The sequence below is a fragment of the Bradyrhizobium sp. 62B genome (assembly GCF_030272265.2).
GTDB lineage: Bacteria > Pseudomonadota > Alphaproteobacteria > Rhizobiales > Xanthobacteraceae > Bradyrhizobium.
Genome location: NZ_CP092842.1, coordinates 494,837 through 519,272, shown reverse-complemented (window position 1 = coordinate 519,272; position 24,436 = coordinate 494,837). Strand labels below are relative to the sequence as shown.

The following is a 24,436-nucleotide window of genomic DNA, read 5'->3' as shown; positions in this document are numbered from 1 at the left end:
CCCGTCCAAATACGTAGGTTCCGTTTGCGTGCGGGTGGAGATAGGGGCTGAAGCCGACCGGATAGTCGCGATTGTTCTTCGACGCGGTGTCGCCTATGCGACATTCTTCATCGCAGTCTCTCTGAGAGAGCTGGCGTCATAGCCTCGCCTCCAATGGGACGTGACTTCCGGCATAATACTCGAGACGACCTTACTGGCAAAACAGCATGAGAAGGCCACTTTGCGATGACAGCCGAGTATCTTCTCGCCCTCCCACTTGCAACCTTCCGGCTTGCTTATCCCTGAGGCAGCGATCTCGATTCGCCGTCGAGACGCGACGGCTCGGCTCAAGTCGGGCCCGGAAGATACCTCGCCTCGGCATTTGCAAGCTCCGAGTATTCCAAGAGCTCGAATATTTCCTCTAGTGGCGCAATTTGCGGCTCAACGCCAACTACCCCCTCGTCGGCCACGATCCTTTCACAGACGCTCCGCATGGCGGCTATCGATGCTCGAAGCGGCTGATTAGCCCAGATCACAGCTGCTATGCGCGCATCCCGGAACTTGGAGTTTGGCGTACTATGGTATCTGGTTGGGACGATTACAAGCGACAGACGATTATCCCATTTCTTCGCAAATGAAAGAATTTCGTCAGCTGTATTCTTACGCGAGTGAATAAGGATCGCATCGGCGCCGGCATCAGCATACGCGTTCGCGCGCAATAGCGCTTCCTCCATTGGCTGGTTCGCTATCAATGCCTCCACCCGGGCAACTAACACTAACTCTTCAGCCACTGCATCCTTTACTGCTCTCAGGCGCCCCGAAAACTCGGAAACGTCTGCCAAAAGATGCCTGTCACCAACAAGAGAGTTCATCTTGGGGAAGCGACTATCCTGCAGGGCTACCCCAGCGGCTCCCCGTTGGTGAAGCTTCCGCGCCAAGAGACGGGCGTTGTTGAAATTGCCGAATCCACTGTCACCATCTACCAGCACGGGCCGATCGCCCGTATCCACGATGCGCTCGACGACATCAACAACTTGGGTCCAAGATGCCTCGTTCGCATCGCGGTATCCAAGCGCGGAAGCAATAGACAAGCCCGAAGCCCAGATCCCCTCAAATCCTGCTCGCGTTGCAATGGCAGCGGAGATACCATCGTGCGCTTCAATAAGGAACGAAAGCGTGCAATCGCTACACACGAGGCGGCGCAGCATCTCTGCACGATTGCAATTTTGTTGTTCTGGCCTTCTACTGCTGCCCGTCACTCCTGACATGATTTTCTCCCGCATTCCCGATGAGGCGTTCTCACAGACGTTCGCCACTTGTCAACGCGCAGCTTCCGAGGGAATTCCACTCAAGCTGTCCTACCAGTCGCTATTTCGGTCGGAGCGAATTTGTATGGGTGCCCATGATAGGTTCTCGTCCACGCACACGATGTCGGCAGCCGGCTCGAGGTGGCGCCACTGATCTCCCCTAATCCCGGGGCCGCCCCTTCTCCAGGGCTCTTCCCGAACTTACACTCGACGCTCCTGATCCGGTCCCGTAGACGGCCTTACACCTATCCGCGCATCTGCGCTGCAAGCGGAGTGCCTACCCGCTAAGTTCGAGAATTGCCCCTCAGCCTGGTAGGCTCTTTGCTGCTCTTGCCATGGTGCGCGAGGACCGTGCGCGTTTTCGGACAACAGCCTACGATACTTTCCCCGAAAACGACCCCCCAGACCTAGGGATGGATGCTACTATTAGTTGGCGACACGTTTGCGCTCCCGGAGTATCCCTCTGGCGACCGCCTTGCATAATTTTGAGAGGTTGCGTGAGGATTTGACCTTAAGTTTCGCTTTAAGGTCAGGTGGCGGATCCAGGTCAATGTGTTGGGCGCCGAACGTCGGCGGGACAGAGTTACTTCGAGTAGGTCTGCCCGGCCGAGTAAATCTTGCAGGCCGGCGAGAGGGTCTGCGGCATCATGCGGCATGGGATGGCTCATAGGTTCTGTTCACATGGTGTCGGATAACGCCCCATCGATCAGGACGGCGCAAATGGCTTACATGCTCGCAGGCATCGGCTGGCGGAGTCCCACACTGAGTTAGCAGCCGCAGAGCGCGGGCTGAGCGCGGACTCTGTCGCTTCTTGCATTTTGGCGAATCCCACCGCGTCCAATTTCTTATTCACTGCCTCGCACAAATGTAGATCGCGACGCTGCTCGGGATCCCGTTCCCACCCCCAAAGCGGCGCTGGCAGCCGAGCGCGCGAAGGTTTGGCGATCGGCGCCGAGCCGTTCCCTGTGGCCTACGCCGAACAGCTACCTTACAGAAGAATGTCAGAACCAAAAGAACTCGAACCATTTCCTGCGGCCACCACAAGCACAAGGCCATAGCGGTCGGCCGGCTTGTCCGCAGTCAGCGGCAACAACATCTTTGTGCAGCAGGAGACGGCCGTGATGCCAGGACATACAAACACTACCAGGAACGAAGGCGGACACCCAATGGCATCGATGACGGTGCGTCGGGACGCTGCGGAGAAACTCTCTCGCTCGTGTCCTCGGGCGTAGTGTAGCGACCGGTGCGGCGCCGGGTACGCCAGCGTGAACCGAATCGGCGCTTACCAGTAAGCTGACTGGATCATACCCAATGAGCGCCGGTTTTCAGTTTCATGTAGCGGCCGTGCCGTGCCGTCTAGACGCCGTCCTGTTCAAGCGGGATCTGCCGACGAGCCTCGCTTGTTGGTCGATGACGCGGCACGCCACGCTTCGAATCAAAACTGCGGCCCGCCTCGTCCTACATTCTACATGTCGCGTAAGCGACATCGAGCCGCGCACATCGCGACTACCGGCCAGGAAACGCGTGGCCCGAGTCCTGCAAGGCCAGCTGCTAGTATCATTAGAGTGCGCCCGCCAAGGCGCTATCAGGAGCTTCGCGTGACCCTCAATCTGCTGGACCGCCAAAATGTAACAGATGGCTCGCCAGCGCCCGCCGCGTGCCGATCTGGCAATAAGCGGCGCACCCAAAATGCCGAGGGGAAGACGCTCGTATTGACTGGTGCTTCCCGCGGTATAGGCCACGCGACCGGCAAATTGTTTTCGGCAGCTGGATGGCGGATCATCACGTGTTCTCGGCAGCCATTCGACGGTAGCAGTTGTCCTTGGGAAGCAGGATTGGACAACCATGTTCAAGCCGAACTGAGCGACTCTCGAGCGCTGCAGCACGCGATCGCGGAGATCAAGGAGCGGCTCAAAGGCGGCCCTCTGCATGCGCTTATCAACAATGCGGGCATTTCCCCGAAGGCCGCTGACGGCAGCCGATTAAATTCGCTGAACACTCCGGTCGACACCTGGAAGAGCGTGTTCCATGTCAATTTGCTCGCACCCATCATGTTCTCGCAGGGGCTCTTCCATCAGCTAACGCTCGCTTCTGGTGCAATCGTGAACGTCACCTCGATCGCCGGATCGAGAGTGCATCCGTATGCCGGTACCGCCTATGCGACATCAAAGGCGGCACTTTCGTGCTTGACCCGCGAGATGGCGCACGACTATGCGCCTTACGGGGTTCGCGTCAATGCTATTGCACCAGGCGAGATCAAGACAGACATTCTGTCGCCGGAGACAGAAACCAATTTGATCCCAACTATCCCGATGCACCGGGTCGGAACGCCGGACGAGGTCGCGAAGGTGATCTTCTTCCTTTGCTCGGAGGCTGCCAGCTATGTCACAGGTGCCGAAGTGCCTGCAAATGGAGGGCAGCATGTGTGATCAGACACCAAGAAGAGTTACTCACGCGTGATCGATAAATTGGCGGCGCATGGAGCGTTGAGCGCTCGCGTTACTCCCGACCAGCAATGCCTGATTCCGCAGTTTCGATCCAACGGCCGCGCCGTAGCCAGGCTCGCGCCGTTGCTCGCACGCTGCGGCGCGACCGCGATGGCATGCCTCTTTCGCCTGAAAGATACTACGTTTTGACCCACGTTCCATTCCGGCCCCAAGAACATTTTTTATGAGCAGCCACATCGACGCAAGCCCGATGCCCAAGGGGCGGCAGCCAGAAGGTGAAATTTATTAAGCGTGGCCTCTATCAAACAAGTCCCGCTAATATGCTTCGACTGGGCATGTCACATTTCGAATAATGCTACGAGTAAGAACATATCAGCACGCGGCTACGTCCGCTTTGCGACAATCGGGTGCATCGACGCTGTCTGCCTCCGGCCGTTTTCCTTCCCTATCCGTCGGCACACTTGTTGCAAACACCTTCCAATGCAGCCTCGCGTTAATAGATCGCGAGAAGGGCGCGCCGCGCAAGGCGCCCGATCGTTCAAACACGGCAACCGAGGAATTCGTATGAGCATAGTCACTACCCAGAGCGCCGCGGAGATGAAGGCCCGCAACAAGCAACTGATCGATGAGGCCTTAAAAATCTACCCGGAAAAGACCGCCAAGCGCCGTGCCAAACACCTGAACGTACACGAGGCGGGTAAGCCCGATTGCGGGGTTAAGTCGAACCTGAAGTCGATCCCCGGAGTAATGACGACTCGCGGCTGTGCATACGCTGGCTCCAAGGGGGTCGTGTGGGGTCCGATCAAGGACATGATTAACATCAGCCACGGTCCGGTCGGCTGCGGCCAATATTCCTGGGCTGCACGCCGCAATTACTACATAGGCAAGACCGGGATCGACAGCTTCGTCACCATGCAGTTCACCTCCGACTTCCAGGAGAAAGACATCGTGTTTGGCGGCGACAAGAAGCTCGGTAAGGTCATTGACGAACTTCAGGAGCTCTTTCCGCTCAACCACGGCATTACGATTCAGTCCGAGTGCCCGATCGGCCTTATAGGCGACGACATCGAGGCTGTGTCGAAGGCGAAGTCAAAGGAGTACAATGGCAAGACCATTGTACCGGTTCGCTGCGAAGGTTTTCGCGGCGTCTCGCAGTCGCTTGGCCACCACATCGCCAACGATGCGCTGCGGGACTGGATCCTGGACAGAGTGTCGCCGGAAGCGACACCCACGTTCGAGTCAACGCCCTACGATGTCACGATCATCGGCGACTACAATATCGGTGGGGACGCTTGGTCATCGCGTATCCTGCTCGAAGAGATGGGCCTGCGCGTGATTGCGCAATGGTCCGGCGACGGCAGCCTCGCCGAGCTGGAAGCAACGCCCAAGGCAAAGCTCAACCTATTGCACTGCTACCGTTCGATGAACTACATCTCCCGACACATGGAGGAAAAGTTCAGCATTCCATGGTGCGAGTACAACTTCTTTGGCCCTTCCAAGATCGCAGACTCACTGCGCAAAATTGCCAGCTTCTTCGACGAACAAATCAAGGAAGGTGCCGAGCGTGTGATCGCCAAGTACCAGCCGCTGATGGATTCGGTAATTGAGAAATACCGCCCCCGCCTACAGGGCAAGACAGTGATGCTGTTCGTCGGCGGCTTGCGTCCCCGCCACGTAATCGGCGCCTACGAGGACCTTGGTATGGAGGTCGTGGGAACGGGCTACGAATTCGGCCATAATGACGACTACCAGCGAACTGCTCAGCACTACTTAAAGGACGGCACACTGATCTATGACGACGTCACGGGCTACGAGTTTGAGCGTTTCGTCGAGACCATTCAGCCAGATCTCGTCGGCTCCGGCATAAAGGAGAAGTACGTCTTCCAGAAAATGGGCATTCCGTTCCGTCAAATGCACTCCTGGGACTATTCCGGTCCTTATCACGGCTATGACGGCTTCGCGATCTTCGCTCGTGACATGGACATGGCAATAAACTCGCCCGTTTGGAAGAAACTCAAGGCACCTTGGAAGGATACTCCAGCGCCAGGCCTAATGGCCGCGGAATAAAGGGAATGCAGATCTGGCTCCGCCGCTGCGAGAAGGCGGGCCAACCCAATCGATAAACCAATCGCCGAAAAGGAGAGTGCCGCGTTGACACAGAATGCCGAACACGTGCTCGATCACTTGGATCTATTCCGAGGTCCGGAATATCAGCAAATGCTCGCCAACAAGAAGGCGCTGTTCGAGAACCCGCATGACCCAAGGGAAGTCGAGCGGATCAGCGAATGGTCAAAGACGCGAGAATACCGCGAGAAGAACTTCGCGCGTGAAGCGTTGACTGTGAACCCCGCCAAGGCCTGCCAGCCACTAGGTGCGGTGTTCGCTGCCTCCGGTTTTGAGGGCACACTGCCCTTCGTTCACGGCTCACAGGGTTGCGTCGCATATTACCGAAGTCATCTTTCGAGGCACTTTAAGGAGCCAAGCTCCTGCGTCTCTTCCTCGATGACTGAGGACGCCGGGGTGTTCGGTGGTCTAAACAACATGATCGACGGGCTTGCTAACGCTTACAACATATACAAGCCAAAGATGATCGCGGTTTCCACTACGTGCATGGCCGAAGTGATCGGTGATGACCTCAACGCCTTCATCAAGACAGCGAAGGAGAAGGGGTCTGTTCCGGCACAATACGATGTTCCCTTCGTTCATACACCTGCCTTTGTCGGCAGCCACGTGACCGGGTATGACAATGCGCTCAAGAGCATCCTTGAGCACTTCTGGGATGGCAAGGCAGGCACCGCCTCCAAACTAGAGCGCAAGGTGAACGGCAAGATTAATTTCATTGGTGGGTTCGACGGGTACACAGTCGGAAACATCCGGGAAATTAAGCGCATCTTCGAGTTGATGGCAATCGAATATACTATACTCGCCGACAACAGCGATGTCTTCGATACTCCGACCGACGGCGAGTTCCGGATGTATGATGGCGGAACGACCCTGGAGGACGCGGCTAACGCGATCCATGCCAAAGCCACGATCTCAATGCAGCAACACTGCACCGAGAAGACACTGTCCTTCGTCGAGGGGCACGGTCATGAGGTTGCCGCCTTCAACTATCCCATCGGTGTCAGCGCGACCGACGAATTCCTAATGACTGTGTCCCGCATGACCGGCAAGCCGATCACGAAGGCATTGGAGCGGGAGCGCGGCCGTCTCGTCGACGCCATGGCAGACTCCAGTGCGTATATGCACGGCAAGAAGTTCGCGATCTACGGCGATCCGGATCTCTGCTACGGGCTCTCTTCATTCCTCCTGGAGCTCGGTGCAGAGCCGGCTCATGTGCTGTCTACCAATGGTGGCAAGGCTTGGGCAGAGAAAATGGAGGATCTGTTTGCTAGTTCACTGTTCGGCAAGAACTGCTCTGCATATCCCGGCAAAGATCTCTGGCACATGCGCTCGCTATTGTGCACTGAGCCGGTCGACTACCTGATTGGCAACACCTACGGGAAGTACCTCGAGCGCGATACCGGGACGCCACTGATCCGCATCGGTTTCCCTGTGTTCGATCGGCACCATCAACATCGGTATCCCGTCTGGGGCTATCAGGGCGGCATAAACGTTCTTGTCAAGATACTGGACAAGATCCTGGACCAGATGGACAGGACTGGAGCGGACTATAGCTTTGATATCATCCGCTGACGTAACTGATGTGGTCTAGCGCCGGCCAGAGCAGGGTCGACGGCCGGCGTCTAGCCAGAAAGATCCACATCGCGGCACAAGGCTCGCGCGGCGGGTCGAAGAAATAGGAGATACGTATGAGCGTCGACACGTCCGCCATCGAGGACGTCTTCCACGAGCCGGGTTGTGGCAGGAACGACAACAAAACGGCGGCCGAACGTACTACGGGGTGCACTAGGCAGGTGAAGCCAGGAGAGGCGGCCGGCGGATGCGCATTCGACGGCGCCAAAATCGCGCTACAGCCGTTCACCGACGTTGCGCATCTGGTCCACGGCCCAATCGCCTGCGAGGGCAATTCCTGGGACAACCGAGGCAGCGCCTCCTCAGGCTCCGATCTCTGGCGCCGAAGCTTCACGACCGACATGAACGAAACCGATGTTATCTTTGGCGGCGAAAAGCGCCTTTATCAAGCGATCGGAGAGGTGATCGGCAAGTTCGATCCGCCGGCTGTCTTTGTTTACCAGACCTGCGTGCCAGCCGCGATTGGGGACGACATCAAGGCCGTGTGCAAGGCTGCTGCGGCCAAGTTCGGTAAGCCTATCATCCCCGTAGATTCGCCGGGGTTCGTCGGGTCGAAGAACCTCGGAAACAAGCTTGCCGGCGAGGCACTGCTTGAGCATGTGATCGGCACTGAGGAACCGGACTATACCACTCCCTACGACATCAACATCATCGGCGAATACAACTTGTCCGGCGAGTTCTGGCAGATCAAACCGCTGCTCGATGAACTTGGCATCCGCATCCTTTCTTGTATCTCCGGCGATGGGAAATATCGCGAGCTGGCCTGTTCGCATCGCGCAAAGGCTGCGATGCTGGTGTGTTCCAAGGCGATGATAAACGTCGCCCGTAAGATGGAGGAACGCTACGGCATTCCCTACTTCGAGGGCTCGTTCTACGGCGTGCAGGATTCCAGCAACTCCTTGCGGACGATCGCCCGCATGCTGATCGAGCGCGGCGCGCCGCTGGAGCTTGGAGGGCGTACCGAGGCTGTCATCATGCGTGAGGAAGCAAAGGTACGCGCGGCGATCGAGCGCTTCAAACCACGATTCAAGGGTAAGAAGGTTCTGTTGATCACCGGCGGTGTTAAGTCGTGGTCGGTGGTCGCGGCGCTGCAGGAGGCCGGTCTAGAGATCGCCGGCACCTCCGTGAAGAAGTCCACCAAAGAGGACAAAGACCGCATCAAGGAGCTGATGGGCCGGCACGCCCATATGATCGAGGAAGCGGCGCCGCGCGACATCTACAAAATGTTGATGAACTCCCGGGCTGATATGATGCTCTCCGGCGGCAAGTCGCAGTTCGTCGCGCTGAAGGCGATGATACCTTGGCTTGACATCAACCAGGAGCGTTCTCAGGCGTACATGGGGTATATCGGCATGGTCAAGCTGATGGAGGAGATTGATAAGGCGCTCTACAATCCGATATGGACCCAACTACGCCGTCCCGCGCCTTGGGACGAAGCGGAGGTCAATCGGCAGACCAACATCCCGCACACGGATTCGCACGCCGCAGAGAATTTCACCGCCGTGCGAGGTCATTCCAGCGCCGGCGGATTCAAGGAACGCGCCAATGCCTCGGGCAGGTTGGTCGTTGGGCACATTTCCGCTGCGCAGGCGACATGGGCCGTCCAGGCGTCGGAATAGGGCGTCTGCCAATGGCCATCGTCTCCACCTCCGAGAAATCCTGCACGGTCAATCCGCTCAAGATGAGCCAGCCGATCGGCGGCTCTTTCGCCTTTATGGGCCTACGCGGCGCGATGCCGCTGCTGCACAGCTCCCAGGGCTGCACCTCATTCGGCCTGACCCTGTTCGTGCGGCACTTCAGGGAGGCAGTGCCGATGCAGACCACCGCAATGAGTGAAGTCGAGGCCGTGTTCGGCGGTCAGGAAAATGTCGAACAGGCGATACTTAACATCTACAATGGCGCAAAACCGGAACTCATCGGAATCAATTCGACCGGCCTGACCGAGATAAAGGGAGAGGACGTCGAACAATTCATTTACCTGATCCGGCAAAAGCACCCGCAGCTCGAAAGGCTTCCTCTGGTTTACGTCTCGACCCCGGATTTCAAGGGCGCGTTCCAGGACGGCTGGGATAAGACGGTCGCACGAATGGTAGAAGTTCTGGTCCATCCCGTCGAGACGGGTCGGGCGCGGGATCCCACTCGCATCAATGTTCTGCCGGGCTGCCACCTCACGCCAGGCGATCTCAATGAGCTGCGGACGATCCTGGAGGATTTCGGACTGAAACCATCCTTCCTGCCGGACCTAGCCGGTTCGCTCGACGGTCACATTCCCGATGAGTTCACGCCCACCACCATCGGCGGCATCGGGGTCGACGAGATTGCGACAATGGGGCAGGCGGCATGGACGATCGCGATCGGCGCGCAGATGCAACGTGCGGCAGAGGCCATGTATGCGAAGACAGGGGTACGATTTCGCTTGTTCGACCGCCTCTGCGGCCTCGTTCCCAACGACGAGTTCATCGCGTTTCTGAGCAAGATCAGTGAGCGGCCAGTTCCGCTAAAGTACCGCCGGCAGCGCGGCCAACTCGCGGATGCTATGTTGGATGCGCATTTCTACATCGGGGGCCGTAAGCTGGCGATCGGCGCCGAGCCGGACTTGCTCTTCGATCTCTCCAGCATGCTGTACGACATGGGTGCCAATATCGCAGTCGCCGTGACCACAACAGCCTCGCCCGTGCTGCAGCGTATCAGGACGGAGGAGGTCCTGATCGGAGATCTCGAAGATCTCGAGGAGCTTGCCAAGACCCACGGCTGCGATCTCCTCATCACCCATTCGCACGGCCGCCAGGCGGCCTCGCGCCTCAAGATCCCGTTTTTTCGCGCCGGCTTCCCGATGTTCGATCGTCTTGGCGCCGGCCACCAGCTCTCGGTCGGCTACCGCGGCACGCGCGATCTCATCTTCGGCCTCGCCAATCTTGTCATTGCCGATCGCGAGGCGAACCACCAGCCGACGCCCGATACTTGGCGAAGCGTTGACCGCGACTTCAAGACCGTCCCGTCCTACCCGCAATAACCCAAAGGAGAATAGATCTTGAAAGTCGCCTTTGCCACCCAGGATCTGAAGTGCGTGGATGCGCATTTCGGCTGGGCCAAGAACATCGCTATCTACGACGTCAATCCGGACGCTCACCGCATCCTACAGGTCATCGAGTTCGGTGACGATCTCGCGGAAGATGGCAGCAAGGATAAGCTGACGCCGAAAATCGACGCCATCAAGGACTGCGCGATCCTTTATGTCGCTGCGATCGGCGGCTCGGCCGCGGCGCGGGTGGTTGCCAACAAAATCCATCCGTTAAAGGTGATCAAGCGCGAGGCGATCGAGACCCTCTGCATCAAGCTCGAAGATGCGCTGAAGGGCTCCCCACCGCCCTGGTTGCGCAAGGCGCTCGCAGGCACGAGCAAAGCCCCCCTCCATTTTGACGACTGCAGGAAGTTTCCATGACAGACACTGCTTAACCCGCTTTCTCCCGCACTGCGACTCAAGTCGCTCGCGCTCGCAATCGAGCAAGAGACTGGCGTCATGATCTTGCCCATGATAGAGATGCACCCCGAAGAATTTGAGCGCATGGACCTGCTCGGCGGGCGGTTTCATCGTCATCAACAAACAGCCACGCGACGTGCACCGCTTAGACTTCGACGATTTCGGCAAGCTCGCAGCCACGGTTAATATGTTTGTCGGCTGAGCGGCGCAGGCCAGACGGACCTGCACGATCTATCGACGGCGCTTACGCCGAACTGGACCTCGATCCTGAGCGTCGCGCAGAAGGCTCATGATGCCTTCACCAAGCTCGATCGCAAGCGCAAACAGAAGAGACAGAAAACAGCGCAAAATGATCGCAATCATGTCCTACGTAACCCGCGACGGACGAGCCTGGATACCGGACTATCTGGTATCAATCGATCCCCAGAAGTGCATCGGCTGCGGCCGCTGCTATAAGGTTTGCGGCCGGCAAGTCATGACGCTGAAGGGCATCAACGAGGATGGCGAGGTCATCGGCCTCGATGATGAGGATGGTGATTTAGAGAGGAAGGCCATGGTAATGCAAGACGCCGGTGCATGCATCGGCTGCGGCGCCTGTGCGCGGATCTGTCCTGCGAACTGCCAGACTCACACCCCGGCCGCTTGAACCCAGGCCGGAGCGGACGAACCAGCCGGTCGATCCGCCGCCGTTTGAGGCAGCGTTCCCTCCGCAAGCCATCCGTCGACCCGGGTGCGGCTCGGCGCCGAACATCACTGCGACGAACCCGATCGCACCCGTTCCCCGCGTAACTGTTCTACTTGGAACTGTAGAACACACGGAGCCCCGCGAACCTGACGACGGTCTGCTGCCTCGTGCGACCGTGCTCTGAGCCTCGAGAGGTTGTCCTTGAACAGACCGAACCCGCTAACCGGCGTTTGTGCGCCTGTACCACCATGCTCCCGGTGCAAGTTGTATTGCTGCAACCAGATGGGCAACTCCTGAGCACTTTGTTCTTAGTGTTATGGAGCTTAGCGCAGATGTGCTTAATGCCCAAGGCTCGGCAAACGCATCGCCGACAGCGAACTATTCGTCACCACGCGGATCATCGCTGACGACGCGCTGACCGTGACGCCCTAGCTTTGCGGTACGCCACGGCAGCGTTGAGAAAACGAAAAAGAACCGTTCGCAGTCTCGTCCGATCGACCTCGAAGAAGGCGAAGCGGGATGGTAGTACACAGCCATGGACGAAGCCGCCGACAGCGACAGAGCTAGCGCCGCCGACCTATCACAGGCGCGATGGTGTTCGGCCGCCTTCCTGCCGTCAGCCTACATTCGGCGAACGTTTTGATACATGGGATTCCGGACTGCTGTGTGCGGTACGCCCGGTACCGCCGTGCCATTCCGCTTCTGCGCCACCGACGCCGGTTGTCGCAGATCCGACACGCGAGGCGGAGCAACGGCCGGTGGCGGCGAAATGCCAGTGATTTTCGTCTTCTGTGCTCTGGCACGAGAGTTGCGATCAGTCGAACGATCCATAACAGCGGGACGTGCGATGATTGATTTGACGGAGAGCGCGGTGAATGCTGTGAAGGCAGCGATCTCGATGGCGCCACAACCAACGAGCGGTTTGCGCATCATAGTCGAAACCGGCGGCTGCGCCGGGTTCAAGTACGTGATGGCCCTCGCCGTGGAAGCCAATCCGGACGATACTGTTATCGAGCGTCACGGCGTTAAGCTGTTCGTCGACCGCAAGAGCCTGAACCACCTCAACGGCACCACCATGGACTTCGTCGTGAGTCTGGATGGCTCCGGTTTCACGTTTGATAACCCCAATGTGAACTCACGCTGTTCCTGCGGACGGTCGTTCGGCTGAGCAGCGCTCGGATGAAATGTTCGTCCAATTCGAACATCGCAGGCAGTGCCGGGATGAACAAAAGGGGAGCGTGAGCGCATCGATGAGACGGTGAACCTTTAAACAGATCGAGGTGACGCGATGATGCGTTATCTCTGTTGCGCGGGCATCTGCAGCTGCCTGCCTTCGGGCCGACGGCGCTACGTGCCACCCCGATGAAGGTGCCGCCGTACGTCCGGTGCGGCGCAGCTCGATTTTCATTGCCGCACTAGACAACGACTAGCGAATTGGCGACGTGATGCACGCACTGCCCGAGTCCCTATGGAAACAGAGAGCATCGCATCCGCCGTGCAAAGAGCGCACGAGCAGCGGCTCCCGCAACCAGAAGTTCAGATCATGAAAGTCACCATCCGCCGCTCAACCGAGACCGGTCTGTCGATTTACGTGCCGAAGAAGGATCTCGAGGAGCCAATCGTCGAAGCCGAGCACGAGACGCTGTGGGGCGGGTGGATCAAGATCGCCAATGGCTGGGTGCTCGACCTGCCGCACATGGCCTCCGACACCCAGTTGCCCATCACGATCAGCGCCAGGAAGCGGGGCGGAGAGGGATAGGAGTGATCAATGCGCTCGCCCCATAGACGAATTCGCCGGCCCCACCGCGGCGCTGAAGCACATCAGAAGACCTCACCAAGTCCGCCCCTGCCCGTGAGAGGGCACCCCTGCAAGCTCCTTCGCCAAGCCACATTCGTTTTCGCCGCTTAAGTTGCCGCCAATCAGAAGAGGCTAGTACAATTGCGCAACGGGAAGCCCTCTTCCGGGCGCTGCCATTTGACCCCGCCCACCTGGCGTAGCCCGCACCGACCTCGGCGATGATCGCTGACACGGCTTTTTCGATGGCAAGCCGCCAAAGGCCAAGGTGGACCACAGTTACCGAATGGCCGCGCGCGGGCAGCTTATTGCTCAAGCGATCTTGATCTTCGCCGCTGTATTGGGATGGGACTAAGATTTTATGCGAGGCCGGTTACGGTGGAGTTGAAGGCGTGCTGCATCGGCTACGGTCTTCACATTTTTCGCCTGCAGCAGCAAACGGGCAACTCCTGCGCACCTACCGGGCGGTTGAAGAACTCAGCCGCGTCCACAAACGAAGGCAAAGTCGTCGCCGATTTGGATCTAGAAGTGGCTCATGGCCGACACATGACAACTCGATGCGGGGCGATCCGTCGCGGGTGACTTGGCAGCCATCAAGGAAGCCCTTCAGGGCACCGAAGGCACATTTGTTGTCGGGGTTGTCCTCGAAGGTGAGATGCGCCTCTTCGACAAGATCGAGGAAGTCTCTGTCCCGGTTGTCCATCTTGACAATGTTCGTCTGCGACCGGCGAAGCTCCAGCCGAAGCCGTGCACCTTAGCCATCAGCCCGGTCCCGCGATCAGCTTCGGCAGTCGCATCAGCTTGTAGGCGGTGGCAGCGAAGATAAAGGCCCATTTGGCGCGCTCACCACCATAAAACCTGGTCTTCTCTTGCCCGGCAACCGTATTGATCCCGCCGAATGCCTCCTCGACCCGCTTGCGGATGCGCTGGCTTACGGCTAGTGATCGACCCCAAACTCAGAGCTACGGCCGCTGGTATTCTGTGAAACAGCGCGTCGCATTCATCGAGCGCAGCTCATTGACGAACTCTTCCGCATCGTGGGCCTTGCCAAGGCCAAGCGTGATAGGCGCCGGCCATTCAGCACGCGGCTTCATCATGTGCAGCGCCGCCATGCATTCGGCATGCCCGCCAGCATGAGGCAGGCGTCGGCCAGCCGGTCGTGGCGGTTCTGCATCAGCCCGTGTCCACAGTGGCGTCCTCTTGCCTTTGCCCTTCCGGCAGCGCGGTAGCGCCTAGCATCGGGACTGGTGGTCGACGCATGGAGGTCCTTCCAGCGTTTTTGGCTACGGAAGTCGGGCCGGCGGCTCGCCAGAGCCGTCCTTCGGACTGACGATTGAGCACCCGGCCGCCGTTTTTCGAGAACATCGAACATCCCGGACCACGTCGTCACCGCCGATTGCGACAAACCAGCGGACAGCGGGGGTATTCCAGTCGCTCCATCACAAGCCGTTCCGCGCGGATCGAATAAAACGCCTGCAACAGCGTCGCCCGCAGCAGCTTCACTCGGCGAGATCGCAGCCCGCCCAATCGGCGAATAGAGCGCAGCGCACTCCCGCTCCAACGCCGACAGCGCCTCGTTCACAATCGTTAGAATCGCGGCGGATGATCACGCCGCACCCGCGCCTCCAGATCAAGCTAGCTATTCAGCTCGCCCATTCGATTATCGCCGCCACCCCGGCACCATCTAAGAAGTTTGTCGGAGCCGCCAATGGATCACGGTACACCATCAGCGGCGAGCGACTTTTCTTCAACGGCCTGCTAGAACGCGACGGATGCCCTACGCTTGGCGGGCGTCCCCCTTCGGCACGCGACCAAACGCTGTCTTTAGAGCGAACTCCTTTTTGCGCCCTAGGCTTCAATTCTCTTCATTTTGGTTTGCGCGCTCGGCCAGGTTCGGGCTGACGCTCTGACTCATGATAGCCAGATACGATCGGTCGAACCGGGGATGCGCAGACCATTTTCGATAGAAGCGCTCTCTGGTAGCGCCAAATTCGTCCATTTTCCAACGTGCGTCGGCTACCAGACATACTCGACTTCTGTAACGACCAGTCTTGCAGGCGCACACCAGCGCAGGGACCCAACGCTGGCACGGAGGTTGCTGAAGGCCGTAGAACGACGCATCAGACGCTTGGCAAGTTCCGAGCTTCCAATCTATTCGGTCTCCAGGAGAATGACCAAATGTACGCTTCAGCTCAACATGGCGCTAGCAGGAGCGATATCCTCACCGCTCTCGGCGATACCAAGCAGGTCGGGCACAAGGGCTGCAGCACCTCAGGTTGTGGCGGTCAAGGAAAGTGCGGATCGCAAAAAGGGCAGGGAGATCTTCCGGCCGGACTCTGGGACAAAGTGAAGACCCATCCATGCTATAGCGAGGAGGCGCATCATCATTACGCGCGCATGCATGTCGCGGTGGCACCCGCTTGCAACATTCAGTGTAACTACTGTAATCGCAAATACGACTGCGCAAACGAGTCGCGCCCTGGCGTGGTCAGCGAGAGGCTATCGCCCGAACAAGCTGTCAAGAAAGTACTGGCGGTCGCCTCGGCCGTCCCGCAGATGACGGTACTCGGCATTGCTGGCCCGGGCGATCCGCTGGCGAACCCCAAAAGGACGTTCAAAACCTTCGAGCTAGTCAAGACCGCGGCCCCGGACATAAAGCTGTGCCTGTCCACAAATGGGCTTATGCTGCCGGATTACATCGACGCCATTGCCAAGTTCAACGTCGATCATGTCACGATCACCATCAACACGGTCGATCCTGAGATCGGCGCTCGGATCTATCCCTGGATCTTCTATAAGCACAAGCGTTACACCGGCCATGAAGCGGCTAAGATTTTGACTGACCGCCAGCTTCAGGGGCTTCAGATGCTCACCGAGCGCGGTGTCCTCACCAAAGTCAACTCTGTAATGATACCGGGGATTAACGACCACCACCTTGCGGAGGTCAACAAGGTAGTGAAATCGCGCGGCGGTTTTCTGCACAACATCATGCCGCTTATCTCCTCACCGGAGCACGGCACTGCTTTCGGCGCCAGCGGTCAGCGTGGCCCGAGCCCTCAGGAGTTGAAAGCCGTTCAAGACTCCTGCGAAGGCGAGATGATTATGATGCGGCACTGCCGTCAGTGCCGCGCTGACGCTGTCGGTCTGCTTGGCGAGAGCCGCACCGCCGAGTTCACCGTCGAGAGGATCATGTCAATGGAGCTGAACTACGATATGGACACCCGTAAGGCTTACCGAGCCAAGGTCGAGAAGGAGCGCGCCGCCATGATTGTGGCAGGGCATGACGCGCTTGCCGGACTGGCGGATGTGTCAAGCGACATCAAGGTGCTGGCTGCGGTCGCGACTAAGGGCTCTGGTTTGATCAATGAGCACTTTGGCCACGCTGCGGAGTTCCAGGTTTACGAGCTCTCGAAGGCAGGGGCGAAATTCGTAGGCCACCGCCGCGTCGATGTCTATTGCCAGGGCGGCTACGGCGAGGAGGGCAGCTTGGCTTCGATTATCAGCGCAATCAATGATTGCCACGCAGTGTTCGTGGCTAAGATCGGCGCCTGCCCGAGGGAGGCCCTGATCAAGGCAGGCATCACGCCAGTCGATCAATTCGCCCATGACTTCATCGTCAAGTCGGCGATCGTTTGGTTCACAGCCTATCTGGAAAAAGTCAACAGCGGCGAGATTGCACACGTGCAGCGCATTCAGGCCGCCAGTCGCAACGCCACGGTTATTTCTGCAGCTTGAGGAGACATCAATGCCATTCAAGATCGTTTCTTCGCAATGTACGGGCTGCTCCGCCTGCGAGTTGGAATGTCCGAATGCAGCAATCCATGAGAGGGATGGCTCTTTCGTAATCGATTCAAAGAAGTGCACTGAGTGCATCGGGCACTTCGACCAGCCCCAATGTGTGGCCGTTTGTCCTGTGGACAGAACCTGCGTCATCGATACCTCGCTACCGCGCTACCAGGCGCCTGCTAGAGGGGAAACAGCATGACCTTCATGGTCATACCGACAACGCGCCAATTGACGTCAAGAATGCCCCGCAGCACCCGCGGCATTGGAGGCAGCTTTCGGCTCGCGGTCTGCTCGGGCGACTGCTCCCAGCCTGGCAGCCGCCCGAGCGTAACCGCTGAGCCCCGACCGGCGGGCCGGATCGCCGAGCGGCGGCTCGAGAACCAGGAGCTACTGGAGCTCGATCCCAGTAATACAATCGACGCCAAGGTCTTGCTGAGCGTGTTCGAGAGGACAGACACTATGATGAGTTATGGCGGCGTCGAGGCTCTCGACCGGAACGCCAGGTCGACGCAATCGTTGTCTGAATTGGCGGTCCATAGCGCGGGCGCCTACCAGTTCAACGCCTGGCCGAGCAATTTGGTGTGCCGTCGCGAGACGCTCCGCATCGCACGACGAAGATGCGAGTTCGAAAGCTGATCGAGAATGGCAGCCTGCAGCCGATAGTTGCCGGCGGGGCCGGCGAAAATTCAGACGCTAGCATGTACCGGCTAACACCGGTGCTCCCTGGAGGGATAATAAGAGGAGGCCAATGTCTACCCGGTCGTGGTCCAAGGCATTTTACGCATGGCTACCGTGCATGCTTACCTAACGCTACGCTGCAGTGCAGTTGACGGCCCGCCATCCGACATCCATTTCAGCGTTACGGCCCGTGCCGTGGCTGGCGAGCTCATGGTGCGGGCCGAAAGCCATTATAGCCTCGTGCAAAACGCGCGCGGCCGCCGGCCACCCTTCCGCTGGAGCGAGGAAATGCGAGTATGAGCGACCACGTGAACGACGACGACTTTATCGAGCTAACGGCCCAGCCGTTTTTCAGCTATGGAGAGAAAGTGCGGGCAACGCGCACCATTCGAAATGATGGGACGTATGCTGGCAAGGAGATCGGCGATGTTCTCGCTGTGAAGGGCGAGATCGGCTATGTCGTCTCGATTGGCACCTTCCTCCAGCGATTCTACATTTATGGCGTCGATTTCATCGAAAGCGGTCGCCGCGTCGGGATGAAGCGCAAGGAGCTTGATCGCGTTGCGCCGCGCGACGGTATCAGGCACGTCCAACTACCGGACGAGTGCTGATAGTCGCGCTGGATTGACAATTGTTAGTGGCCGGCACGTAAGGGGGCAGTCGATCGGCACCACGACCGCGTCTTTTCCAAGAAGCGACCGACGATGTCTAGGCGCGCGCCAACCAACTAGGCGCATTATGTTGCTGACCGACACTATGCAGACCTGTCGATCCGAATCGTTGATTCCGCGGGTGGCGGTCGGTCGCCTCCCAGGCGAGAAAGCGGGCGGTACTGCATGCGCTTGCGGCACGAAGGCATCACCGGATGCACATCGAAACATGAGAGGGCACACGAGCGACGCATCTCGCTGGCCAATGGCCGGTCTGAGGCCTCACGATCGACGCTCGCTTCAGCGCTCGTCAGCCAGGGTAAGACCAGAATATCCCAGAGCATCGGCGTAACTAGGCGCCGCCGCATCGACCCGGCTCGCTCTATCTCGGCTCTCGGGTTTCCCTGCCGCGGCCAGTCCAGCCATAACGTGACAGGCGTCTTCCTAAGGAAGCCGCGCTATCGCTGTGCGGTCCATTGCTCGCGCCAGAAGCTCCTTTTTATCGCGCTTTGGCGAGACGCCTGCAGTTCAGGTTGCCCTCATTACGAACGTCTTCAAGCACCTGCATGATTGCAACAGCCGTTAGCGACGGTATTCATCGCTTATCCGTGGCTTCGTAGCACTTGTCGACGACAGCGAGATGTTCGCGCCGGGAGCGCGCTTCCTGCCTTAGGCGATCGGTTTAGCGCTGCGCTCCATCAAGAAGGCGCCGAACAGCAGCCGAGCAGGGTTCAGCCAGCCTACGCCCCTTTCGGGACAGTCGGCCTCCGCCTGAGGCGAGGAGGCTGCCGCTCTCGATTCCCCCATGTGACAGGGTCTGGGCGGCATAGCTGATCCACTTTCGTCGGTCACAGACATTGGACAATGGCTGCTTAACTGTCGCAATACCGATCTGCACCGACGCGTCTAAACGCTAGCGCCCACCCTGAAGCAACCTTTCCCCCCGCCTATGGCAGCGCAGATACGCTGTGATCTTACCATGGCGGCGCTCCTTTGTCTGGATCCTCACACTGGCCTGACTTTCGTAGAGGCGACATCCCTTCCAACTTCGGCTCCGGGCGAACCACTTTCCGAGCGTACTCAGCGCCTTAGTCCGTGCGGAGCCAACGGCACACCAGTTGCACTTCGCATACAGCAACACGGTGGGAGCTGAGAGCTCGCCTGGCGGCTCCAAACTCTCCCTACCGAATCCCCGGGTCGCCGCTTCTGACGGTGGCTCAATGCGACGCGAGACTGCGCGGTGCTTTTGGTACCCGCTTAATGGAGAACAACATGTCGTCACTGAGGCAAATCGCATTTTACGGCAAAGGTGGTATCGGAAAGTCGACTACGTCCCAGAACACGCTCGCAGCGCTTGCTGAGATGGGCCACAGAATCCTTATCGTGGGATGCGATCCTAAGGCGGACTCTACGCGCTTGATCCTGCACGCTAAGGCGCAGGACACCATTCTCAGCCTCGCCGCCAGTGTCGGCAGCGTCGAAGACCTTGAGATCGAGGACGTCATGAAAATCGGATATAAGGACATCCGCTGCGTGGAGTCCGGTGGTCCAGAGCCTGGCGTCGGTTGTGCTGGGCGGGGGGTCATCACCTCCATCAATTTTCTGGAACACAACGGTGCCTATGAGGACATCGACTACGTATCCTACGACGTGCTCGGCGACGTCGTCTGCGGCGGCTTCGCAATGCCGATCCGCGAGAACAAGGCGCAGGAAATCTACATTGTGATGTCCGGCGAGATGATGGCCATGTACGCCGCCAATAACATCTCCAAAGGCATTCTGAAATACGCCCATTCAGGCGGCGTCCGTCTTGGGGGGCTCGTCTGCAACGAGCGTCAGACCGACAAGGAGCTGGAGCTAGCGGACGCGCTGGCGAAGAAGCTGGGAACTCAGCTCATCTACTTCGTGCCGCGAGACAACATCGTGCAGCATGCTGAGCTGCGCCGCATGACGGTGCTGGAGTATGCGCCGGACTCCAAGCAGGCGGATCATTATCGCAACCTCGCATCCAAGATACACACCAACGGCGGGAAGGGCGTTGTTCCGACCCCGATCAGCATGGACGAGCTTGAGGATATGCTGATGGAACACGGGATCATGAAGGCGGTAGACGAGAGCCAGATCGGCAAAACCGCGGCCCAGCTCGCGACGCCATAAGAATCCTGCCGGTCTCCTGGTCTCATGGGGGCCGGCTATCCAGCGGTCTTTCCAATAGCGGCGAGGCATTTCTTGGCTAAGGTGCAAGCGAGTAACATGGAAGTGTCGAACTCTCGATCGGCTGAGCCGAGCGCCGTTGTGCAACAGGTCGGAATCGCGCTCTATCGACTGCTCACGGGCAGCAATCCAGCGGAAGCCGAAATCAGCGCCGACGATGATTTCGATCGTCATGCACTGGCCTCAATCCTGGTCGCTGCCGCGTTGGATGGCGGCTCGATCGTAGAGCGCGTTGGAATTCCAGAGCATGCCCTGAGAACACTGCTCGCCGGCTTTTTCCCGGCGGCCGCGGCCCGTGCCTTCACATGGATACCAAACTCATCCTCCGACGTCCATGACGAAACCGCTGTCCTGCGCGAGCTCCTGCTCGCGCAGCGTTCGACTGCCGGCGACGTCGGCCATTGGCTCGCGGCAATGGTAGCGCGACGTGCAATGGAGCCTCACCACCTCTGGCAGGATCTCGGGCTGCGCGGGCGTACGGAGCTGTCCCGTCTCCTGACGCGCCATTTCGCGCCACTGGCCCGCCGGAACACCGGGAATATGCGTTGGAAACGCTTCTTCTATCGCGTGCTCTGCGAACGCGATGGTTTCGGTATGTGCACGGCGCCAGTCTGCACCCAATGCGCCGATTTTGGTCGTTGCTTTGGCGAAGAGAGCGGTGAGAGCCGCCTGGTCGAACGCAAGCTGTAGCTGAGGTGGCACGTGCATTGCTCACTTCGATGATTGGAATGAATATGGAAAGACGCAGATGACGGCACCCCGCCCGACACCATCAGACCCCGATCAGTCCCGATCTCTCGTCCACCAACAACATCCTCTCGACCGATGGCACACCAAGCGCCAACCTCAAAAACGCAAGACGATGCCGATCGCATCGGCGGCAGTTTCCGCAAGCATCAACAACGCCACAGCTTCATGGGGAAGTGACGGACTTGCGCGAACACCGGTCCGTCGTGCCAGCCAACTCGTCCGACGACGGTCGGCTCCGGACTACCAGCATCGGCCACTGTTGCCGACGCCTCCGGAGTGAGCGCGCCGATGCGGACTCGCGGCGTGCAGATCGCCACCAACTAGATGGCGGCCGGCCCGGAGGTTGGGACGCAACGCCATTGCTCGGCATATCAGCGCACCCGCGAAGCAGACCCGGCCGGTAGAGGCCGCAGAGTACGAAGGAACTCGAATGTCTGATGGAATTATCGCGCACCTCAGCAAAGCCGCTTCTGCCGAAGAGTTCTTCGCGCTGTTAGGCGTCGACTACGATCCCAAAGTGGTCAACGTTGCGCGACTGCACATTCTCAGGCGCATGGGCGAATATCTTGCTAAGGAGAGCCTTACCGATCTGGCGGACGACATCGTTACTGAACGGTGCAAACTCGTGCTTGAGCGCGCATATTCAGATTTCGTCACGTCACCACCGATTGAACAGCGCGTGTTCAAGGTCTTAAAGGACGCCGCGCTCGACACCAAGCCTGTACCTGTACTAGTGCAGATTGGTAACGAAATTGAACTGCCCTCAGTCGGACTTGCTACGCCTGGTCGCAGCGGCGTACTGCCCTCCGGGCGCCTAACGGTTACACCCGAAACCTCCGCCGACTGAAAAGCTCTCGTTCTCCGGTTGGTGTGATTGCCATTCCACTCTGAACTGTTTTGGGGAGATTAGTCTTGGAGAAGATCATGCACTTGCTCGTTTGCATCAAGCAGGTTCCAGACTCCGGACAGATCCGCGTGCATCCCGTGACAAATACCATCATGCGTCAGGGCGTGCCGACCATCATCAACCCATACGATCTCTTTGCATTGGAAGCTGCCCTTGAGTTGCGCGATCAGTTCGGCGGCGAAGTCACGGTGTTGACTATGGGCCCACCTTCTGCCGAGGACAGTCTTCGCAAGGCGCTCACCTTCGGCGCGGATCGTGCGGTGCTCCTGACCGATCGCTTTTTCGCGGGCGCGGATACCTTAGCCACAACCTACGCTTTGGCGACAGCGATCCGTAGGATCTCGAGCGAGTTCGGCGCCCCCGATCTTGTCTTCACAGGAAAGCAGACCATCGATGGGGACACCGCACAGGTCGGCCCTGGCATCGCAAAACGGCTTGGCCTGTTTCAGCTCACCTATGTCGGCAAAATCAGCGCACTGGACTTGCATACCCGCACCATCGACGTCGAGCGACGCTCTGAGGGTGGCGTCCAGTTGCTTCGGACACGGCTCCCCTGCCTGGTCACAATGCTCGAAGCGACGAACCAGATCCGCCGCGGTGCGATGGCTGATGCGCTGCGCGCTGCCCGCGCGACCATCCTGAAATGGAGCGCGCAACAGGCGGGGGTTGATGACATTTCAAAATGCGGCTTGCGCGGCTCGCCCACCGTCGTCAAGCGCGTTTTCGCACCCGCCGCCCGCAACGAGAAGGTCACGATGATTGAGCCTGACGAGCAGCCCGCGGAGGCATTGATCAACGCTATTTTCAGGCGCCGGCCGGCCCTCGAGATCGAACTCGCGGCACTGGCGCGCGGCTATTGAGCTAATGAAAGACGCAACATGAGTACCGCATCTGAAATCGGCGCTTCCCCTTCGGGTCGCGCCGCAGCTAAGAAGCAGCTGTCTGACCGCTTCAAGACCTACAAACATGTCTGGGTCTTCATCGAGCAAGAACGCGGCCAGGTCCACTCCGTATCCTGGGAGCTAATGGGTGCTGGCCGCAAGCTTGCTGACAAGCTCAAAGTTGATCTCGCCGCAGTCGTGATCGGGCAAGAGGGCGAGGCATCGCAGGCCGCCGCTGCCGAGTCCTTCTGCTACGGAGCTGACCTCGTCTATATGGTCGCCGATGATCTGCTCAAGGACTATCGCAACGAATCCTATACCAAGGCGCTCACCAACCTCGTCAATAGCTACAAGCCCGAGATCTTGCTCCTAGGCGCGACCACTCTAGGCCGCGACCTAGCAGGTTCAGTCGCAACGACATTGCTCACTGGTCTGACTGCCGATTGCACAGAGCTCGACGTCGATGCCGACGGTTCGCTCGCCGCGACGCGTCCGACCTTCGGCGGCTCGCTGCTCTGCACGATCTATACGCTGAACTACCGTCCGCAGATGGCTACAGTCCGGCCGCGCGTGATGCCTGTGCCAGAACGCCGCGCGCGGCCGATCGGCCGCATCATCACCCTCCCGCTCGGACTTGTCGAGGACGATATCGTAACGAAGGTGCTGTCGTTCCTACCGGATCGCGATTCCGCACGATCCAATCTCGCTTATGCCGATGTTGTCGTTGCCGGAGGCCTCGGCCTTGGTTCGTCTGAAAACTTTCGGCTCGTGCGCCGGCTCGCCGACGTGCTAGGGGCCGAGTTTGGCTGCTCGCGCCCCCTGGTGCAAAAGGGTTGGGTCACATCCGATCGGCAGATTGGCCAAACCGGCAAGACCATCAGGCCAAAGCTCTACATCGCCGCCGGAATCTCAGGAGCGATCCAGCATCGCGTCGGTGTCGATGGCGCCGACGTGATCGTCGCCATCAACACCGAAAGGAACGCGCCTATCTTCGAGTTCTCGCATTTAGGCATCGTTGCCGACGCGATCCGATTGCTGCCAATCCTAACCGAGGCGTTTCGCGCCCGACTGTCGCCGCATTCGCGCGACAGGACCGCAAGATAAGACAAGGAGAGGCCTC

19 protein-coding genes and 2 pseudogenes are annotated in these 24,436 nt (G+C 58.9%); 19 read left to right on the top strand and 2 right to left on the bottom strand.

The genetic code is table 11. The annotated features are described in order from the left end of the window. Window positions 1-326: 326 nt before the first annotated feature. Entirely contained in the window at window positions 327-1,247 is a 921-nt protein-coding gene (aepX, locus tag ML401_RS37410; protein ID WP_376717414.1) for a phosphoenolpyruvate mutase, read from the bottom strand. Between the two features lie 1,637 nt (window positions 1,248-2,884). On the opposite strand from aepX, the gene ML401_RS37405 reads away from it, so the two are divergent. The 10 genes from ML401_RS37405 (at window position 2,885) to nifT (ending at window position 13,414) form a co-directional block, all read left to right on the top strand. Beyond that, window positions 2,885-3,715 carry an SDR family NAD(P)-dependent oxidoreductase gene (locus ML401_RS37405; protein WP_376717413.1) on the top strand — a complete coding sequence of 277 codons (831 nt, stop codon included), beginning with the start codon at window positions 2,885-2,887 and terminating at the stop codon, window positions 3,713-3,715. 582 nt (window positions 3,716-4,297) lie between these two features. Continuing rightward, a complete protein-coding gene (gene nifD, locus ML401_RS37400; protein ID WP_285812886.1) occupies window positions 4,298-5,800 on the top strand; it encodes a nitrogenase molybdenum-iron protein alpha chain in 1,503 nt (500 codons plus the stop codon). Window positions 5,801-5,884: 84 nt separating this feature from the next. Then, window positions 5,885-7,429, top strand: a complete 1,545-nt coding sequence (gene nifK, locus ML401_RS37395; RefSeq protein WP_285812885.1) for a nitrogenase molybdenum-iron protein subunit beta — start codon at window positions 5,885-5,887, stop codon at window positions 7,427-7,429. Between the two features lie 116 nt (window positions 7,430-7,545). Beyond that, window positions 7,546-9,108: a nitrogenase iron-molybdenum cofactor biosynthesis protein NifE gene (gene nifE / locus ML401_RS37390; RefSeq protein ID WP_285812884.1), complete on the top strand. Its 1,563-nt coding sequence runs from the start codon at window positions 7,546-7,548 to the stop codon at window positions 9,106-9,108. Window positions 9,109-9,119: 11 nt separating this feature from the next. Then, window positions 9,120-10,502: a nitrogenase iron-molybdenum cofactor biosynthesis protein NifN gene (gene nifN / locus ML401_RS37385; RefSeq protein ID WP_285812883.1), complete on the top strand. Its 1,383-nt coding sequence runs from the start codon at window positions 9,120-9,122 to the stop codon at window positions 10,500-10,502. 18 nt (window positions 10,503-10,520) lie between these two features. Then, a complete protein-coding gene (gene nifX, locus ML401_RS37380) occupies window positions 10,521-10,931 on the top strand; it encodes a nitrogen fixation protein NifX (RefSeq protein WP_285812882.1) in 411 nt (136 codons plus the stop codon). Window positions 10,932-11,168: 237 nt separating this feature from the next. Beyond that, the gene (locus ML401_RS37375) at window positions 11,169-11,426 is read left to right on the top strand and encodes a CCE_0567 family metalloprotein (RefSeq protein WP_376717462.1); all 258 of its coding nucleotides are present in this window, start codon (window positions 11,169-11,171) and stop codon (window positions 11,424-11,426) included. Next, entirely contained in the window at window positions 11,332-11,616 is a 285-nt protein-coding gene (gene fdxB / locus ML401_RS37370; protein ID WP_376717461.1) for a ferredoxin III, nif-specific, read from the top strand. The genes ML401_RS37375 and fdxB overlap by 95 nt, the downstream gene beginning before the upstream one ends. 886 nt (window positions 11,617-12,502) lie before the next feature. Continuing rightward, window positions 12,503-12,823: an iron-sulfur cluster assembly accessory protein gene (locus tag ML401_RS37365; RefSeq protein WP_285812881.1), complete on the top strand. Its 321-nt coding sequence runs from the start codon at window positions 12,503-12,505 to the stop codon at window positions 12,821-12,823. Window positions 12,824-13,198: 375 nt separating this feature from the next. Further along, window positions 13,199-13,414: a putative nitrogen fixation protein NifT gene (gene nifT, locus ML401_RS37360; protein ID WP_128929926.1), complete on the top strand. Its 216-nt coding sequence runs from the start codon at window positions 13,199-13,201 to the stop codon at window positions 13,412-13,414. Window positions 13,415-14,211: 797 nt separating this feature from the next. On the opposite strand, the pseudogene ML401_RS37355 reads toward nifT, so the two are convergent. Beyond that, window positions 14,212-15,079: pseudogene (locus ML401_RS37355) on the bottom strand (transposase). Window positions 15,080-15,628: 549 nt separating this feature from the next. Between ML401_RS37355 and nifB the strand changes: the two are divergent. From nifB to ML401_RS37310, 9 genes and pseudogenes are all read left to right on the top strand, one after another. Continuing rightward, window positions 15,629-17,185, top strand: a complete 1,557-nt coding sequence (gene nifB / locus ML401_RS37350) for a nitrogenase cofactor biosynthesis protein NifB (protein WP_285812879.1) — start codon at window positions 15,629-15,631, stop codon at window positions 17,183-17,185. A 10-nt stretch (window positions 17,186-17,195) separates the two neighbouring features. Then, on the top strand, window positions 17,196-17,435 hold the full coding sequence (locus tag ML401_RS37345) for a 4Fe-4S binding protein (RefSeq protein WP_285812878.1): 240 nt from the start codon (window positions 17,196-17,198) through the stop codon (window positions 17,433-17,435). Further along, window positions 17,432-17,872, top strand: a complete 441-nt coding sequence (locus tag ML401_RS37340; RefSeq protein ID WP_285812877.1) for a hypothetical protein — start codon at window positions 17,432-17,434, stop codon at window positions 17,870-17,872. The genes ML401_RS37345 and ML401_RS37340 overlap by 4 nt, the downstream gene beginning before the upstream one ends. Window positions 17,873-18,210: 338 nt before the next feature. After that, complete coding sequence (locus ML401_RS37335) at window positions 18,211-18,525, top strand: nitrogen fixation protein NifZ (RefSeq protein ID WP_285812876.1); 315 nt, start codon at window positions 18,211-18,213, stop codon at window positions 18,523-18,525. Window positions 18,526-19,836: 1,311 nt separating this feature from the next. Continuing rightward, a complete protein-coding gene (gene nifH, locus ML401_RS37330) occupies window positions 19,837-20,721 on the top strand; it encodes a nitrogenase iron protein (RefSeq protein WP_285812875.1) in 885 nt (294 codons plus the stop codon). 96 nt (window positions 20,722-20,817) lie between these two features. After that, window positions 20,818-21,468: a nitrogen fixation protein NifQ gene (locus ML401_RS37325; protein ID WP_285812874.1), complete on the top strand. Its 651-nt coding sequence runs from the start codon at window positions 20,818-20,820 to the stop codon at window positions 21,466-21,468. A gap of 490 nt (window positions 21,469-21,958) precedes the next feature. Beyond that, window positions 21,959-22,270, top strand: a pseudogene (nifW, locus tag ML401_RS37320) (nitrogenase stabilizing/protective protein NifW); the annotation flags it as partial. Between the two features lie 182 nt (window positions 22,271-22,452). Continuing rightward, window positions 22,453-23,295, top strand: coding sequence for an electron transfer flavoprotein subunit beta/FixA family protein (locus ML401_RS37315; protein ID WP_285813384.1), 843 nt, complete (start codon window positions 22,453-22,455; stop codon window positions 23,293-23,295). A gap of 18 nt (window positions 23,296-23,313) precedes the next feature. Then, entirely contained in the window at window positions 23,314-24,420 is a 1,107-nt protein-coding gene (locus ML401_RS37310; protein ID WP_285812873.1) for an electron transfer flavoprotein subunit alpha/FixB family protein, read from the top strand. The last annotated feature ends 16 nt before the right edge of the window (window positions 24,421-24,436 follow it).

Coding starts and splice junctions, on each gene's coding strand:
- aepX (WP_376717414.1), bottom strand. CDS start 1,247: ATGTCAGGAGTGACGGGCAGCAGTAGAAGGCCAGAACAACAAAATTGC.
- nifD (WP_285812886.1), top strand. CDS start 4,298: ATGAGCATAGTCACTACCCAGAGCGCCGCGGAGATGAAGGCCCGCAAC.
- nifE (WP_285812884.1), top strand. CDS start 7,546: ATGAGCGTCGACACGTCCGCCATCGAGGACGTCTTCCACGAGCCGGGT.
- nifN (WP_285812883.1), top strand. CDS start 9,120: ATGGCCATCGTCTCCACCTCCGAGAAATCCTGCACGGTCAATCCGCTC.
- fdxB (WP_376717461.1), top strand. CDS start 11,332: ATGTCCTACGTAACCCGCGACGGACGAGCCTGGATACCGGACTATCTG.
- ML401_RS37365 (WP_285812881.1), top strand. CDS start 12,503: ATGATTGATTTGACGGAGAGCGCGGTGAATGCTGTGAAGGCAGCGATC.
- nifT (WP_128929926.1), top strand. CDS start 13,199: ATGAAAGTCACCATCCGCCGCTCAACCGAGACCGGTCTGTCGATTTAC.
- nifB (WP_285812879.1), top strand. CDS start 15,629: ATGTACGCTTCAGCTCAACATGGCGCTAGCAGGAGCGATATCCTCACC.
- ML401_RS37345 (WP_285812878.1), top strand. CDS start 17,196: ATGCCATTCAAGATCGTTTCTTCGCAATGTACGGGCTGCTCCGCCTGC.
- ML401_RS37340 (WP_285812877.1), top strand. CDS start 17,432: ATGACCTTCATGGTCATACCGACAACGCGCCAATTGACGTCAAGAATG.
- ML401_RS37335 (WP_285812876.1), top strand. CDS start 18,211: ATGAGCGACCACGTGAACGACGACGACTTTATCGAGCTAACGGCCCAG.
- nifH (WP_285812875.1), top strand. CDS start 19,837: ATGTCGTCACTGAGGCAAATCGCATTTTACGGCAAAGGTGGTATCGGA.
- ML401_RS37325 (WP_285812874.1), top strand. CDS start 20,818: ATGGAAGTGTCGAACTCTCGATCGGCTGAGCCGAGCGCCGTTGTGCAA.
- ML401_RS37315 (WP_285813384.1), top strand. CDS start 22,453: ATGCACTTGCTCGTTTGCATCAAGCAGGTTCCAGACTCCGGACAGATC.
- ML401_RS37310 (WP_285812873.1), top strand. CDS start 23,314: ATGAGTACCGCATCTGAAATCGGCGCTTCCCCTTCGGGTCGCGCCGCA.